The sequence below is a fragment of the Malaciobacter canalis genome, assembly GCF_008000835.1.
In the GTDB taxonomy this organism is placed as follows: domain Bacteria; phylum Campylobacterota; class Campylobacteria; order Campylobacterales; family Arcobacteraceae; genus Malaciobacter; species Malaciobacter canalis.
On sequence record NZ_CP042812.1, the window covers coordinates 2,145,009 to 2,159,753 of the forward strand.

Below are 14,745 nucleotides of genomic sequence, written 5' to 3' on the forward strand. Positions count from 1 at the left end.
TGTATAATATTACCCCTAATTTTTATATAAAAGTAGTCTCATGAAAATCATATTTACATTAATCATATTTTTAACAACTGTTTTTGGAGTACAAGTTCAAGAATTAACATGGCCAAAAGGTGAAAGTTTTTTAACTTTTTTAGATAAATACAATATCTCTCAAAATCTCTATTTTAGTTTAGAAAAAGAGGATAAAGAGCTTTGTTCAGAGATCATTGCAGGTATTGATTATAACTTGATGCTAAATGAAGATGGTAGTTTAAAACAGGTTTTAATACCAGTTTCAGAAGAGATGCAACTTCATATTTATGAAACAAAAAAGGGAAAATATGCATTTGAAGCAATACCAATTGCATATGAAGAGATAGATGAAACAATAGCAATAAAAATCCAAAGGTCACCATTTAAAGATATATTTGATGCAACAGAAAACTTAGCTTTAGCAAATGAAGTTATGAGAATTTATGGAAGAAGTATTAACTTTAGAGGTATTCAAAAAGGTGATTTTGTAGCACTAAAATATAAACAAAAAGTTAGAATGGGTAAATATTTTGGAAACCCTGAGCTAGTTGCTGCTATGGTAGAAGTAAACGGTAAAAGAAACTATAGATTAAAAAATAGACACAATGAAAAATATTATGATGAAAAAGGAAATGGTTACTCAAAAACTTATTTTTTCCAAATTCCTTTAACTTACAAAAGAATTTCAAGCCAATTTACAAGAAAAAGATGGCATCCTGTATTAAAAAGATATAGAGCACATCTAGGAACTGACTTTGCAGCACCAAGAGGAAGAAAAATATACGCAGCTGGTGATGGAAAAGTTATTTTTAAAGGAAGAAGAGGAGGATATGGTAATACCATAATCATAAGACACTCAAATGGATATAGAACACTATATGCCCATCAAAGTAGATTTAAAAGTGGTCTTAGAGTTGGAAGCTATGTAAGAAAAGGTACTCATATAGGATATGTAGGAAGCACAGGTCTTAGTTCAGGACCACACTTACACCTTGGCTTATATAAAAATGGAAGAGCTATTAATCCTTTAAAAGTAATAACAAGAGGAAAAGAAGTAAAGCTTTCAGGAAAACAAAAAGCAACTTTTATAGCAAACACAAAAGATTATGTGCAAGAGCTTGATTTAGTAGTTAGTGATAAAAATAGAAAACTTCCTACAAAATTTGCAAGAAAAGAGAGTTATACACTGTTACAATAAAACTCAAGGAGTTTAAATGCAAAATGAAAATATTATAAAAGACCCAAATGAGCTTTTAGAAAAAATAGACAATCTGCACCCTTCAGATATTGCTTACTCATTGAGAAAAATTGAAAATGAAAGTATTGAAGACTTTTTTTATATCTTAAAAACTATTCCTGATGAACTTTTAGGGGAGGTTCTTTTAGAACTTCCTGACAATCTACGAGATGCTGCTTATGAAGAGCTATCAATCCAAAGACTTACAGATGCTGTTGATTTACTTGAATCAGATGATGCAACAGATATTATCCAAGAAATAGAAGAGATTGATAAGCAAAAAGCAAAAGAGATTTATGAGGGTTTAGAAGAAGAAGATAAAAAAGATATTGAATGGCTTAAAAGATATGAAGAGGATGAAGCTGGTGCATATATGCAAACTGAGCTATTCTCAGCAAAATTAAGCGAAACAATTGGTGAATCAGTATATAGACTTAAAAACGCAAAAGCAAATGATGAATTAGTAAATATTCATCAAGTTTTTGTAGTAAACGATGAAAAATCACTAATAGCTTCAATCTCACTTGAAGATTTAATAATCTTTGATTTTGATAAAACCTATGAAGATATTATAAATGAAGCTGATGAGTTTAAATATAAACCCTTTAAAGTAAGTGATAATACACATATTGATGAAGTTGCAAAACATTTTGAACAGTATGATTTAAATGTTGTTGCTGTTGTTGGTTATCAAGATATGCTTATGGGAAGAATTACAAGTGATGATATTTTAGATGTAATTGAACAAAATGCAACAGAGCAAATGTATCAATTAGCAGGGGTACATGAAGATTTTGAACATGAAGACAATCTTATTACAACTGCAAAAAAAAGAGCAATTTGGTTGTTTTTAAACTTAGGAACTGCTATTTTAGCCTCACTAGTAATTGGTTTGTTTGATCAAACTATACAAGCATATGTTGCATTGGCAATTTTGATGCCTATTGTAGCATCAATGGGAGGAAATGCAGGAACACAAACATTAGCTGTTATGGTAAGACAGTTAGCACTAGGAGATATTGAACTAGAAAATGCAAAAAATGCCGTAAGAAAAGAGGTATTTATCTCTTTAGTAAATGGTGTATTATTTGCCATAATCATGGGATTTATTGCATGGCTTTGGTTTGATGAAAAACTTCTTGGTTTAGTTATTGCTTTATCTATGGTGATTAACCTTTTTAGTGCAGGTTTTTTTGGAGCTTCAATTCCTTTATTATTAAAAAAGTTCAATATAGACCCAGCTGTTGGAAGTACAGTTTTACTTACAACAGTTACTGATATAGTGGGCTTCTTTAGTTTCTTAATGTTAGCTAAAGTAATTCTTTTATAAAATGGCGAAAAATTAAAACTGATAAAGGAAAATTTAAGGATGGCTTTATTGAATAACGAAAAGTGTATTTTACCTTTAAGTAGTATAGCAGAACTTCTAACTACAAAAGCAAGAACTTTAAAAATGTATGAAGAAAAAGGACTATTTCCTAAAAGACAGAACCAAACAAAAAAACTTTATTCAATTACTGATGTTAGATTTATTGCATTTGTACACTATCTTGCAAGTGTAAAAAAAATAAATGCAAATGGAATAAAATATATTTTAGAGATGCTTCACAATAATATGGATGAAAAAAATAGAAATGAATTTTTAGATATTGTTGAAAGTAAGTTAGAAAAAATATCAACAAGTGATGTAGAAGATATTGATAATTTCAAATAACTAGTAAATTTTTAAGATAAAAAAGGGGAACAAGAATATATTTCTTGTTCCCCTTTTTTTGTTTTTAAGTTATATTCTCACACTATTTAAATAATTAGATTTTAAGCTATTTTACTATATTTTACTACTAATATGTAATTAATATACATATAAATTGTTTTTTTATTACATAAATTATGTAACTATAGGAGTAACATGAGTAAAAAATATTCAACTGACTATGAGATAGGTCAGGACAACTTACAAAAATTCGGATTAGACATTCATAATCCTGTATTTATAATAAGTGCTTTAATTGTTTTAGCATTTGTTATAGTTACTGCAATTTTTCCATCAATTGCAAATGAAACATTAGATGGTGCAAAATGGTGGGCTATTAATAATTTTGATTGGTTATTTATGTCTTCAAGTAATATCTTTGTTATATTTTGTTTATTTCTTATTTTTTTACCAGTGGGTAAAATAAGAATTGGTGGAGAAGATGCAAAACCTGAATTTTCAAAAATGTCATGGTTCTCAATGCTATTTGCAGCAGGAATGGGTATAGGACTTATGTTTTGGTCTGTTGCTGAACCAGTAGCATATTATACAGATTGGTGGCATACACCTTTAAATGTTGAAGCAAATACACCTCAAGCAAGAGAATTAGCAATGGGGGCTACAATGTTTCACTGGGGATTACACCCTTGGGCAATTTATGCAATTGTTGGTTTATCTTTGGCTTTCTTTTCATATAGTAAAAAGTTACCACTTACAATGAGATCAGCTTTCTATCCAATTTTAGGTGATAAAATCTGGGGTTGGCCAGGTCATGTAATTGATATATTAGCAGTATTTGCAACTATTTTTGGACTTGCAACTTCTTTAGGACTTGGAGCACAACAAGTAGCATCAGGATTACATTTTTTATTTGATGTTTCAAATGGTGTTGGTACACAAATCATTATTATTGTATGTATTACAGCTATTGCAATTGTATCTGTTGTAAGAGGTTTAGAAGGTGGTGTAAAAATATTAAGTAATTTAAATATTCTTTTGGCTTTCTTATTAATTATGTTCGTAATCATTGTTGGTCCAACACTTGGAATTTTCAATGGTTTTTTAGATACAGTTGGCGCTTATGCTACAAATATGCTTGATTTGGCTAATTTTGTAGGAAGAGAAGATCAAGAATGGTTCCATGGTTGGACGATTTTTTATTGGGCTTGGTGGATTGCATGGTCACCTTTTGTTGGTATGTTCATAGCAAGAGTTTCAAAAGGTAGAACAGTAAGAGAGTTTATTATTGCTGTTTTATTAATTCCTACACTAATTACTGCTATTTGGATGAGTTCATTTGGTACTACAGGAATTGATCAAGTAATAAATGAAACAGGTGCATTAGCAGATGGATTAACAGATAAATCATTGGCAATGTTTCAAATGCTAGAAAATCTTCCTTTATCATCAATTACTTCATTTTTAGCAATATTTTTAGTAATTGTATTTTTTGTAACATCTTCTGATTCAGGTTCATTGGTAATTGATAGTATCACAGCAGGTGGAAAATTAAATGCTCCAACAACACAAAGAGTTTTTTGGGCAGTTGTGGAAGGTGCTGTTGCCATATCACTTTTATATATGGGTGGTAAAGAAGCATTATCAGCACTTCAAGCAGGTTCAATTACCACAGCATTACCATTTACAATTATACTATTAGTTATGTGTTTTAGTCTTTATAAAGGATTAAATAGCGAATTAAAACATCTTGATTCATTAAAAGAACAAGAAAAAAGTAAATAAAAAAGTAAAGTAGCAATTGCTACTTTACTTTTGTAAAGAAGAAGAAACGATAGTTAAAAACTCATCTTTTGTTTTCTTATTTTGTTTAAACAAACCTCTAAGTGCTGAAGTAACAGTAGTAGAGCATATTTTTTCAACACCTCTCATCTCCATGCACATATGCCTTGCATCAATCATAACAGCAACACCTTTTGGTTTTAATGTATCATTTAATGCATCACAAATTTGTTCAGTCATTTGTTCTTGAATTTGTAATCTTCTAGCAAATACATTTACAACTCTTGGTATTTTACTAAGACCTACAACTTTTCCATTTGGAATATATGCAACATGAGCTTTCCCAATAATTGGTAACATATGATGTTCACATTGACTATAAAATTCAATATCTTTAATAACAACCATTTCATCATTAGTACTTGTAAATAGTGCAGATTTCAAGATATCTTCTGGATTTTCTTTATATCCCCCACAAATAAATTCAAAAGCTTTTCTTACTCTACTTGGAGTTTTTTCTAAACCTTCTCGTGTTATATCTTCACCAATATACTCTAAAATATTCCTTATTGAGTCTTCAAACTCTTGTTCTTTACCCATTTTTTTCCTTTAAAACTTTATCATATCACTCATACTCCACATTGGAATAAATATTGCATATATAATCCAAAGAATCAATCCCATTATTAATAAAAAAACAATAGGCTGTATCCAAAAGGAGAGTGATTTAACTTTATTCTCAAAACTTATTTTATAAACTTTTTCTATTTCAAAAGTGACTTTAGACAAACTATTTGATTTTTCACCTGTATTAATCAAATTTAATACAAAACCATCAAATAAATTTGTAATCTCAAAAGCAAAAGATATACTTTTACCACTTTTTATCAAAGTTTCAATGAGCGATATTTTATCTAAAAGATATTTGTTTTTAATTAAATAACGAAGACTACTTAAAGTATCAAAAAATTCATAATTTGCTTTTTGTAAAATATTTAAAATTATAAATATTTTATAAAGTTCAAAATCTAAAACTATTTTACTAAATAAAGGTATCTTAAGAAGCACTATCTTAGAAACTATATATTTAAACTTATCATTTGATTTATAAAAAAAATAGATAAATAAAAAAATTAACAAATAAAATAATATTATATAAAAAATATACCTATTTAAAAAATCTTTTAATGAATAAAGTAAAATAGTTGCACTATTTGCTTTTATTGCACTGCTATTAATCAAAGGTTCAAAAGCAGGTAAGACAAAATAAAATATTGCTAATATAGAAAATATCAAGGTTAATAACAATACAAAAGGATAGAAAAAGGCTTTTTTAAAACTATTTTTTACTTCTAATTGAAACTTCAAAAGTCTACTTAAAGCTTTTATAGCAAGGTTTAAATCACCATTTTTATTTACAATTTTAAAAAAACTTTTAACAATATAATCAACTTTAAATCTTTGTTCATCATAATTTAAACCTTTTGCATTTTTCACATTATTTGATAAATCTTTTAAAAACTCTTTATGTTTTTTATTTTTTCTATTATTTCTTAAGATATTTAAAGAAGTAGTAACATCAATATTCGAATCCAACATCAAATCAAGTTCATAAAAGATTTGATATATCTCTTTTGTATCAAAACTGTATTTACTTTTTTTTAATTTAGTATTCATCTTTTTTTTAATTTTTATAGTATTTTTTGGTAGTTGAATCTCATCTAAACTATCGCAAGTAATAATTTTAGAACAAAGTTTTGAATTTTCTTGATAATATACTTTATATTTCATCTTCAAAACCTAATACTTTATAAACCTCATCTAAAGTTGTTAAACCTTTTTTTACTTTATTTTTTGCATCAAAATATATATCTTCATAATGTATAGAATCTAAATATGTTTTATACTCACAGTTTGAACTATTTTTTGCTATTAAGGAACTCATATTTTCATCTATTTTTATATGTTCACAAATAGCTGTTCTTCCTTGATATTTTGTATAATTACAGTTTTTACATCCTTTAAAACCACAATTAGGACAAACTTTTAAAACCAGTCTTTGATAAAATATTGATTTTAATGTTGAAGATAGTAAATAGCTTTGGGAATTCAAATCAAGTAATCTACTTATTGAGTTTAATGCACTATTTGAGTGTATTGTTGATAAAACCAAATGTCCCGTTAATGAAGCTTGAATAGCTATTTGCAAGGATAACTTATCTCTAATTTCTCCAATAAATATAATATCAGGATCTTGCCTTAATATATTTTTTAAAACTGATGAAAAGCTAACATCTAACTTATCATTTACATTTATTTGTGTTATTCCATCAAGTTTATACTCAACAGGATCTTCAACTGTGATAATTTTTTTGTTATCTAAATCAAAACTTTTTAATATTGAATACAATGTAGTTGTTTTTCCACTTCCCGTTGGTCCACAAACTAAAACTAGACCTTGTGTTAACTTAGATATATTACTCAAAGAGTTATAAATTGATTTAGAAAACTCTAAATATTTTAAATCCTTTTTTATACTTTTATTATCTAAAATTCTAAGAACAATTGATTCACCTGATATTGTTGGCAAAATAGAGACTCTAAAATCATAACTATTTTCATTTAACCTTTCATTTATTCTTCCATCTAAAGCTTTTCTATATTGAGTAATATCTAACTTTGCTTTTAACTTTATAATTGAGCTAATCACTTTATAAAAAGCCAAATCAAAACTAATTATATGTTTTAGTTTTCCATCAATTCTAAATCTTATAAAAAGAGTTTTTTCATTTGTTTCAATATGTATATCACTTGCTCTTTTTTCAATACTAAATTCAAGTAAGAGTTTAAAAAATTTATCTATATGATTTTGGGAATTCTCTTTTAGATTTTCTAAGCTTTTTTTATATAATAAATACAATTCATATCTTGTATCAAAATCACTTAAATAAAAAAGTACCTCTTCTTCTTTTATATTTATAAAACTTGTCAAATTAAAAAAACATTTTTTAGCAAAAGTTATATCACTTTTTTTACAAACTGCACAGTAAGAATATACATCATCTTCACATATAGGCAATATTAAACTCTTTTGTAAAGCATTTATATCAAACTTTTTTATTAACTCATAATCAATAACAAACTCTTTTATCTTATTCACTACTAATCCTTTTTTCCCATTTATTATTTATTAATACATAATCAAAAACAATTGATTGGGTATTTTTTACTTCTACTAAAGAATCATCTCTTTTTTTTAAAAAATCTAAGTTACTTTTTTTAATAATATCTTTTTCAATAATTTCATAATCTTTTGATAATTCAATAAAAATATCTGCTTTTACCATATTTGATTTGTTTTTTATTATTAAACTTTTTATATTTGTATTTGAACTTATTGTTTCAATAAACTGTGTTGCATAGAGTAGTTTTAGCATTGAAGTCTCTATTTTAAGCTCTAAGTTACTCTTTTTTTTAATTAAAGAGTTTATTTTAATTTTCTCTTTTTCAAAATAATTACTAAGTAATAAAAAAAGTTTTTCCTCATTTATTTTATTATCTTTAGTTTTTAATATTAAAGCATTATTTGAGATATTAATCTTTTTTGTTTTGTTAAAATTCTCAAATAAAAATATTATTATTAGAGTAAAAAAAACTGGAAGTAAAAATAGTTCTATTTTCTCTAAAAGTGTAAACTTTCTTATTTTTTTATCTATTTTCTTGTATAAATAATTTTGCTTCATACTTACTACTTTGTTTGTTATGTTCTAAAATATTCACCTTTGCACCTATTTTTTTAGAAAAATTTTCAATATTTACTACTTTATTAGAACTTACTAATAAATCTATTTTATTACCCTTTATAACTAAATCTTTAAATTTTAGATTATATGTAAAGGAGTTATTTAAAATATCAATTAACTTTTTTGTTTTTAAATCTTTTTTCTCTTTAGTAAATAAAACCTTATTTTCTACACTATTATTTACTCTATTTTGAGTATATAAAAAATAATTCACTAAAAAAACTATGCATAAAATACAATTTAAAATAAGAGCATTAAGGTAGTTATTTGATGAAAAATCAAGTATATTGTATTTATTTTTCTGACTTTTACTTATAAGTTTTTCAAAGCTTTCATTATCAAGATTTGTTATTTTTGAGATTTCAATATTGAGTTTGTTTTTTATTAGCTGTATTAATTCATCTTCATTTAATTTATACTTTAAGTTCAAAAAGTAGTAGAGTTTTTTATTTTTTAAAAGTATTAAATAAGAATCATAAAAAAGTAAAGTATATGAACTATCACTATTTATATTATCTAAAAAGAGTAAAGCAAAATCATTTTTTTCAAATACAAAGACTTGATAAGAGTTTAGTTGTTGTATATAACTATAATAAACATACTTATGTTTATAAGATATATTCTTTAATTGCAAATTTGAGCAAATAAACTCTTTGATATATTTATCATCTATTTGCTCATTTACTTGTATTAAAATAGTAAAAAAGTAGTTATTTAAAATGTTAAACTTTTCCATAAAGAAAGTCTAACATAAAAATAATAAAATTAGTTATTTAAAAACTTTTTTGATTCACTTAAAAAATGCTCTCTTGCAAGTTTATGTTTTATTATAGGTTTTGTATACTCTTTTATTGTATTTGAAAAAAGAAAATCTTCATCATGTATATCTTTTGCATTTACATTACTTAATGCTTTTAAATGCTTTTTGATATACAATGCATCTTTATCAAACTTTTTAGCTTGTAAATATGGATTAAAAACTCTAAAATATGGTTGTGCATCTATTCCTGTACTTGAACTCCACTGCCAAGAAAGTATGTTTGAAGCTGCATCATAATCCATAAGGTGTTTTGCAAAAAAAGCTTCTCCTTTTTGCCATGGAAGCATTAGGTGTTTACAAAAAAATGAAGCTACAATCATACGCACTCTATTGTGCATATAACCAGTAGTAAGTAACTCACTAACACCCGCATCAATAATTGGAACTCCTGTTTTTGCACTTATAAATTTTTCATAATAATCTTTGTTGAAACTATAAGGAGCATAGCTTCTAAAATCTTGTGTATGAAGTTTAGGAAAGTGATATAAAAGTGAAGCATAAAAATCTCTAAAAACTAGTTGTCTAAAAAATGCTTCTGTATCAAAACCTTGTTTTTTTAAAGTTATTAACTCTCTTAATATACTTCTTATACTTATTGTTCCAAATCTTAAATCAACACTTAAATTAGAAGTTGCATCTTCGTTTAAATAATCTCTTAAATCTTTATATCTTATAAGTTTAGATTTTAATTTTTTTAATTTTTTTAAAGGTGGTTCGTATTTTATACTATTTTGTTTAAATCCAATTGTATCTATACTGAGTGTTTTTTGAACAAGCTTATTTTCTTTAAACTCATTTATATAATCAAAAAATTCAAAACTACTTAATTTATTTGTTTCAAGTTCATATTTTAAAGAGTGCTCTTTTGTATAAACTTGTTTTGCTTCTTTATAATATGGGGAAAAGACAACATAAGGTGAAGAATCTTTTTTCAAAATCTCCCTTGGTTCATAAATATAACAATCATACAAAGGTATAAAATTGATTATTTTAGATACCTCTTCATCTCTTTTTTTTGCATAATTATCATAATCAACACTTGCATAAACTTCATCATAAGCTTTTGATTTCAAGTACTTAAATACATCAATAACATCAGCATAAAATATAGCTAAATCTAAACTATATTTTTTTAACTCATCTTTTAATTGTATTACTTTTTTAAAAATATAATCAACTCTTTTATCATCACTTTTAAGTTCAAACAAAATCTCTTTATCAAAAATAAATATAGGCAAAACTTCATTTGCTTTTATTGATAAAAGCATAGAATCATCAACTCTTAAATCTCTCCTAAACCATAAAACTGTTTTTTTATTTTCCACTGTTAATATCACTTCTTAATGCTAATTTATCAGGATAAGGATGTAAAAACTTCTGTTTTAACAAAAACTCTTTTTCATACTTTACACTAAACATTTTAATAAGTGCAATTACTGTAATTAAGGGAATAATTTTCTCTTTGTATTGAGCTATTAAATCTTTTAATTCTATTTTCTCTTTTGAAGTTAAATCTTTTTTAAAAAATCCAACCATATGTTCTAAAACATTTACTGTTTTACTTATTTTACTCTTAGTTGCAATAGTTTGTTTAAATAACTGTTTATATTCATCCATAATATCTTGTAAACTCTTTTTTTCATGATTTGCTACTATATTTCCAAGCTCTCTATATAAAACTTCATTTTTTGAGTGAAGTAAATATTTATAAGATGTATGAAATTCAACTAGTTCATTAAATTTTGTTATGTTATTACTTAACTCTTCTACTTCACTATATGCAAAAATTTGCATAATAAAATTTTCTCTTAGCCAAGCATCATTAAGTCTTGCTTCTTCTTCTATTGGAAGATATTTAAACTCTTCTTTACACATAGCAGCAAATACACCATCTTTTTTCCCTTGAGGCATTCCATTTTCATAATATTTTGTACTACCTAATCCACAGCTTGGAGATTTTGATTTCAATATTATTCCACAGATTGCTTGTTTTTTAAGATTATCTATTTCTTGAGAAGAAGCTTCAAATACTTTACTTGTTACATCTTCTTTTGTAAAAACTGTTTTAAGCTCTAAATCCTTTTCTTTATCACTAATGATTCTAATTGTCTCTCTTGGTGTTCCCAATGCCAAATGCTCTGGACAAAAAGGCACAAACTGTGCATATTCTGATAGTGTTTTAAGAACAAATTTATTCATTTGATTTGAACCATCATATCGAACATTATTTCCCAATAAACAACTTGATACAGCTAATAACATAGATAATCCTCAATTTAATTTCATTTTTTAATTATATCATCAATAGTTGTTCTTTAATACACAATTTATGTTCATTGATGACAACTTTTTACTATATCTTTTGATTATAATATATATAATAAAGGATAATAAGTAAAGTTTTTGATACTATATGTAACACAATATAGGCAATTTTATTTATATTAGCTTATAAAAATATACTAATAAATATAACTAAGATTATTGGATAATTTTAATGTGTAGAATTCTCACTTCTTACAAATTTACATATTTTATACATAATTTATAGTTTCATTTTGAAACAAAAAAATTAAAAATGTGTAAATATAAACAGGAGAGAGCGGATGAATGAAGAATTAGTAGAAAAGATAGAAACCCATCCACAATACATAGAACTTGTTAATAAAAGAAGAAGTTTTAGTGTTAAGCTTGGAGTTTTCGTATTAGTTATGTTTTATGCATATATTTTAACAATTGCATTTAACAAAGAGATATTAGCTACAAAAATAGGCGATGGATTAACAACAATTGCTTTTCCAATAGCCCTAGCAATTTTAGTAATTAGTTTTATAACTACACTTATTTACGTAATTAGAGCTAATGGTGAGTTTGAAGACTTAATCAATAAAGTAAAAGATGATGTAAAGGATGAGTTATAATGATAAAATTACTAGCACTACTTTCAATTTTTAGTGTTTCACTTTTTGCAGCGGGAGATGCAAGTTTTGAAGCAACTAAAAGAGATTTAAATATACCAGCTATTATTATGTTCTTTATATTTATTGTAGGAACATTAGGTATTACATACTGGGCAGCAAAGAAAACAAAATCTGCAAGTGATTTTTATACAGCAGGTGGAGGAATTAGCGGTTTTCAAAATGGTTTAGCAATTGCTGGTGATTATATGTCAGCTGCTGCATTTTTAGGTGTTTCTGGTCTTATTTATTTAAAAGGTTATGATGGAGTTATTTATGCTGTTTCATTTTTAGTTGGTTGGCCAATTATTCTATTTTTTATGGCTGAAAAGCTAAGAAACTTAGGAAAATTTACCTTTGCAGATATTGCTGCTTATAGATTAGGTCAAAAAGAGATTAGAACATTAGCTGCTTTTGGTTCACTATCAGTTGTTATTTTGTATCTTATTGCTCAAATGGTAGGTGCAGGAAAACTTATTCAAGTTTTATTTGGAATGGAGTATGAATTTGCAGTTATATTAGTTGGTGTTATGATGATTATTTATGTTACTTTTGGTGGCATGTTAGCAACTACTTGGGTTCAAATAATAAAAGCATGTCTTTTATTAACAGGTGTATCTTTTATGGCTATTATGGTTTTGTACCATTTTGATTTTAATTTTGAAAGTTTAGCTGTAAGTGCAGTGGAAAATCATAGTGATGGTGAGTCAATTTTAGCTCCTGGTGGATTTATCTCTGATCCAATTTCAGCTATTTCACTTGGTATGGCACTTATGTTAGGTACTGCTGGGCTTCCTCATGTTCTTATGAGATTCTTTACTGTTGGAAATGCTAAAGAGGCTAGAAAATCTGTTGTTTATGCTACTGGTTTTGTTGGATATTTTTGGATTATTATTACAATAGTTGGATTTGGAGCAATTGCTTTTTTAAATTCAGCAGATGGCGCACAATATTTTGTTGATGGGAAGCTATTTGGTGGAAATAATATGGCATCTATTCATCTATCACATATGCTAGGAGGAAATGCATTTTTAGGATTTATTTCAGCTGTTGCTTTTGCTACGATTTTAGCAGTTGTTTCTGGTCTTACATTAGCAGGTGCTAGTGCTATTTCCCATGATATTTATGCAAATGTTATTAATCCTCAAGCAAGTGATGAAAAAGTTGTTAAAATATCAAGAATTACTGTAATTGCAGTTGGAATACTTGGAGTTATTTTAGGTATTGCATTTGAGCAACAAAATATTGCATATATGGTAGGTCTTGCATTTGGTATTGCTGCATCTGCAAACTTTCCAATTTTATTTTTATCAATTTATTGGAGAAAACTTACAACAAGAGGTGCTTTTATTGGTGGATTTATTGGTTTAATTACTGCTGTTGTATTAGTTGTAGTAGGACCAATTGTTTGGGTTCAAATTCTTGGAAATGAAGAAGCAATCTTTCCATATAAACACCCTGCACTATTCTCTGTAACAACTGCATTTATTGCAATTTGGTTTTTTTCAATTACTGATAACTCTCAAAGAGCAAAAGATGAACAAGAGAAATTTAGAGCTCAAAATATTAGAGCAAATACAGGTTTTGGTGCAAATACAGCCGTTGAGCATTAGAACTTTTCAAAGAGGTTAAAACCTCTTTGAAATTAAACTTTATGATTAATTACCCCAGAGCCTTTACCCAAGTTTGGAGCTTTTAAAATAGCTTCATAAACATACTCTTTTGATACTCTTATTGCCTCTTCCAAATCTTTACCTAATGCCAAATTTGCAGCAATTGAAGAAGACAAAGTACAACCTGTTCCATGAACATTTTTTGTTCTAATATATGGAGTATGAAAAGACTTGATATCAGTTTTTGTATATAAATAATCTATACTATACAAAATATCATTTATCTCTTTTTTATGTTTTTTTATTAAGACATTTGTTTTGTACTCTCTAATCTTAGTTAAGTCATGTTCTTCATTTTCATTATAATCAAAAAGTTGTTTTGCTTCATATAAATTTGGTGTTATTACCTTTGCATATTGACAAAAATCTTTTAACTCTTTTATAGCTTCTGTTTCCAATAAAGCTGAGCCAGCTTTTGATACAAATACAGGATCTAAAACAATAGGAATATCCAAGTCTTTAATTGCATCTTTTACTGTTTTAATTATTTTTTTGTTAAAAAGCATACCTACTTTTATCACTTTAATATCAAAATCATCTAAAATTGAATCAATTTGTGCTTTTACAAATCTAGCATCAACTTCAAAGATATCTTTTACACCCGTTGTATTTTGTGCAGTTAAAACGGTAACAACCGAAGCCCCATAAACACCAAAAGCCTCAAAAGTTTTTAAATCTGCTTGTATTCCTGCTCCACCACAAGAATCAGAACCTGCGATTGTTAAAACACTTTGCATATTT

The 14,745-nt window shown here is 26.6% G+C and carries 14 protein-coding genes; 6 read left to right on the top strand and 8 right to left on the bottom strand.

What is annotated here, in order from left to right:
* Nucleotides 1–40 precede the first annotated feature (40 nt).
* The 4 genes from ACAN_RS10685 (at nt 41) to ACAN_RS10700 (ending at nt 4,754) form a co-directional block, all read left to right on the top strand.
* Complete coding sequence (locus ACAN_RS10685; protein WP_099334730.1) at nt 41–1,219, top strand: M23 family metallopeptidase; 1,179 nt, start codon at nt 41–43, stop codon at nt 1,217–1,219.
* Nucleotides 1,220–1,235: 16 nt separating this feature from the next.
* Nucleotides 1,236–2,588 carry a magnesium transporter gene (gene mgtE / locus ACAN_RS10690; protein WP_099334731.1) on the top strand — a complete coding sequence of 451 codons (1,353 nt, stop codon included), beginning with the start codon at nt 1,236–1,238 and terminating at the stop codon, nt 2,586–2,588.
* 39 nt (nt 2,589–2,627) lie between these two features.
* A complete protein-coding gene (locus tag ACAN_RS10695; protein ID WP_079579033.1) occupies nt 2,628–2,972 on the top strand; it encodes a MerR family transcriptional regulator in 345 nt (114 codons plus the stop codon).
* Nucleotides 2,973–3,167: 195 nt separating this feature from the next.
* Complete coding sequence (locus ACAN_RS10700) at nt 3,168–4,754, top strand: BCCT family transporter (RefSeq protein WP_099334732.1); 1,587 nt, start codon at nt 3,168–3,170, stop codon at nt 4,752–4,754.
* Between the two features lie 24 nt (nt 4,755–4,778).
* Here ACAN_RS10700 and folE read toward each other — a convergent pair whose 3' ends face one another.
* From folE to ACAN_RS10735, 7 genes are read right to left on the bottom strand one after another with little or no spacing between them, the layout of a single operon-like run.
* A complete protein-coding gene (folE, locus tag ACAN_RS10705) occupies nt 4,779–5,351 on the bottom strand; it encodes a GTP cyclohydrolase I FolE (RefSeq protein WP_099334733.1) in 573 nt (190 codons plus the stop codon).
* 9 nt (nt 5,352–5,360) lie between these two features.
* On the bottom strand, nt 5,361–6,542 hold the full coding sequence (locus ACAN_RS10710) for a type II secretion system F family protein (RefSeq protein ID WP_099334734.1): 1,182 nt from the start codon (nt 6,540–6,542) through the stop codon (nt 5,361–5,363).
* The gene (locus tag ACAN_RS10715) at nt 6,532–7,911 is read right to left on the bottom strand and encodes a GspE/PulE family protein (protein ID WP_099334735.1); all 1,380 of its coding nucleotides are present in this window, start codon (nt 7,909–7,911) and stop codon (nt 6,532–6,534) included. Before ACAN_RS10715 ends, ACAN_RS10710 begins: the two co-directional genes overlap by 11 nt.
* Entirely contained in the window at nt 7,904–8,494 is a 591-nt protein-coding gene (locus ACAN_RS10720; RefSeq protein WP_099334736.1) for a hypothetical protein, read from the bottom strand. The genes ACAN_RS10715 and ACAN_RS10720 overlap by 8 nt, the downstream gene beginning before the upstream one ends.
* Nucleotides 8,460–9,290, bottom strand: coding sequence for a hypothetical protein (locus ACAN_RS10725; protein WP_099334737.1), 831 nt, complete (start codon nt 9,288–9,290; stop codon nt 8,460–8,462). The genes ACAN_RS10720 and ACAN_RS10725 overlap by 35 nt, the downstream gene beginning before the upstream one ends.
* 29 nt (nt 9,291–9,319) lie before the next feature.
* Complete coding sequence (locus ACAN_RS10730) at nt 9,320–10,699, bottom strand: cryptochrome/photolyase family protein (protein ID WP_228150652.1); 1,380 nt, start codon at nt 10,697–10,699, stop codon at nt 9,320–9,322.
* The gene (locus ACAN_RS10735; RefSeq protein WP_099334738.1) at nt 10,689–11,636 is read right to left on the bottom strand and encodes a YbgA family protein; all 948 of its coding nucleotides are present in this window, start codon (nt 11,634–11,636) and stop codon (nt 10,689–10,691) included. The genes ACAN_RS10730 and ACAN_RS10735 overlap by 11 nt, the downstream gene beginning before the upstream one ends.
* Nucleotides 11,637–11,980: 344 nt before the next feature.
* On the opposite strand from ACAN_RS10735, the gene ACAN_RS10740 reads away from it, so the two are divergent.
* The gene (locus tag ACAN_RS10740) at nt 11,981–12,295 is read left to right on the top strand and encodes a DUF485 domain-containing protein (RefSeq protein WP_099334739.1); all 315 of its coding nucleotides are present in this window, start codon (nt 11,981–11,983) and stop codon (nt 12,293–12,295) included.
* Nucleotides 12,295–13,944, top strand: coding sequence for a cation acetate symporter (locus tag ACAN_RS10745; RefSeq protein WP_099334740.1), 1,650 nt, complete (start codon nt 12,295–12,297; stop codon nt 13,942–13,944). Before ACAN_RS10740 ends, ACAN_RS10745 begins: the two co-directional genes overlap by 1 nt.
* A gap of 32 nt (nt 13,945–13,976) precedes the next feature.
* Here ACAN_RS10745 and thiD read toward each other — a convergent pair whose 3' ends face one another.
* Entirely contained in the window at nt 13,977–14,741 is a 765-nt protein-coding gene (gene thiD, locus ACAN_RS10750) for a bifunctional hydroxymethylpyrimidine kinase/phosphomethylpyrimidine kinase (RefSeq protein ID WP_099334741.1), read from the bottom strand.
* Nucleotides 14,742–14,745: the final 4 nt, after the last annotated feature.

What these genes read in the sequence shown, in the direction of transcription:
- ACAN_RS10685 (WP_099334730.1), top strand. Translation starts at nt 41, where the DNA reads ATGAAAATCATATTTACATTAATCATATTTTTAACAACTGTTTTTGGA.
- mgtE (WP_099334731.1), top strand. Translation starts at nt 1,236, where the DNA reads ATGCAAAATGAAAATATTATAAAAGACCCAAATGAGCTTTTAGAAAAA.
- ACAN_RS10695 (WP_079579033.1), top strand. Translation starts at nt 2,628, where the DNA reads ATGGCTTTATTGAATAACGAAAAGTGTATTTTACCTTTAAGTAGTATA.
- ACAN_RS10700 (WP_099334732.1), top strand. Translation starts at nt 3,168, where the DNA reads ATGAGTAAAAAATATTCAACTGACTATGAGATAGGTCAGGACAACTTA.
- folE (WP_099334733.1), bottom strand. Translation starts at nt 5,351, where the DNA reads ATGGGTAAAGAACAAGAGTTTGAAGACTCAATAAGGAATATTTTAGAG.
- ACAN_RS10710 (WP_099334734.1), bottom strand. Translation starts at nt 6,542, where the DNA reads ATGAAATATAAAGTATATTATCAAGAAAATTCAAAACTTTGTTCTAAA.
- ACAN_RS10720 (WP_099334736.1), bottom strand. Translation starts at nt 8,494, where the DNA reads ATGAAGCAAAATTATTTATACAAGAAAATAGATAAAAAAATAAGAAAG.
- ACAN_RS10725 (WP_099334737.1), bottom strand. Translation starts at nt 9,290, where the DNA reads ATGGAAAAGTTTAACATTTTAAATAACTACTTTTTTACTATTTTAATA.
- ACAN_RS10735 (WP_099334738.1), bottom strand. Translation starts at nt 11,636, where the DNA reads ATGTTATTAGCTGTATCAAGTTGTTTATTGGGAAATAATGTTCGATAT.
- ACAN_RS10740 (WP_099334739.1), top strand. Translation starts at nt 11,981, where the DNA reads ATGAATGAAGAATTAGTAGAAAAGATAGAAACCCATCCACAATACATA.
- ACAN_RS10745 (WP_099334740.1), top strand. Translation starts at nt 12,295, where the DNA reads ATGATAAAATTACTAGCACTACTTTCAATTTTTAGTGTTTCACTTTTT.
- thiD (WP_099334741.1), bottom strand. Translation starts at nt 14,741, where the DNA reads ATGCAAAGTGTTTTAACAATCGCAGGTTCTGATTCTTGTGGTGGAGCA.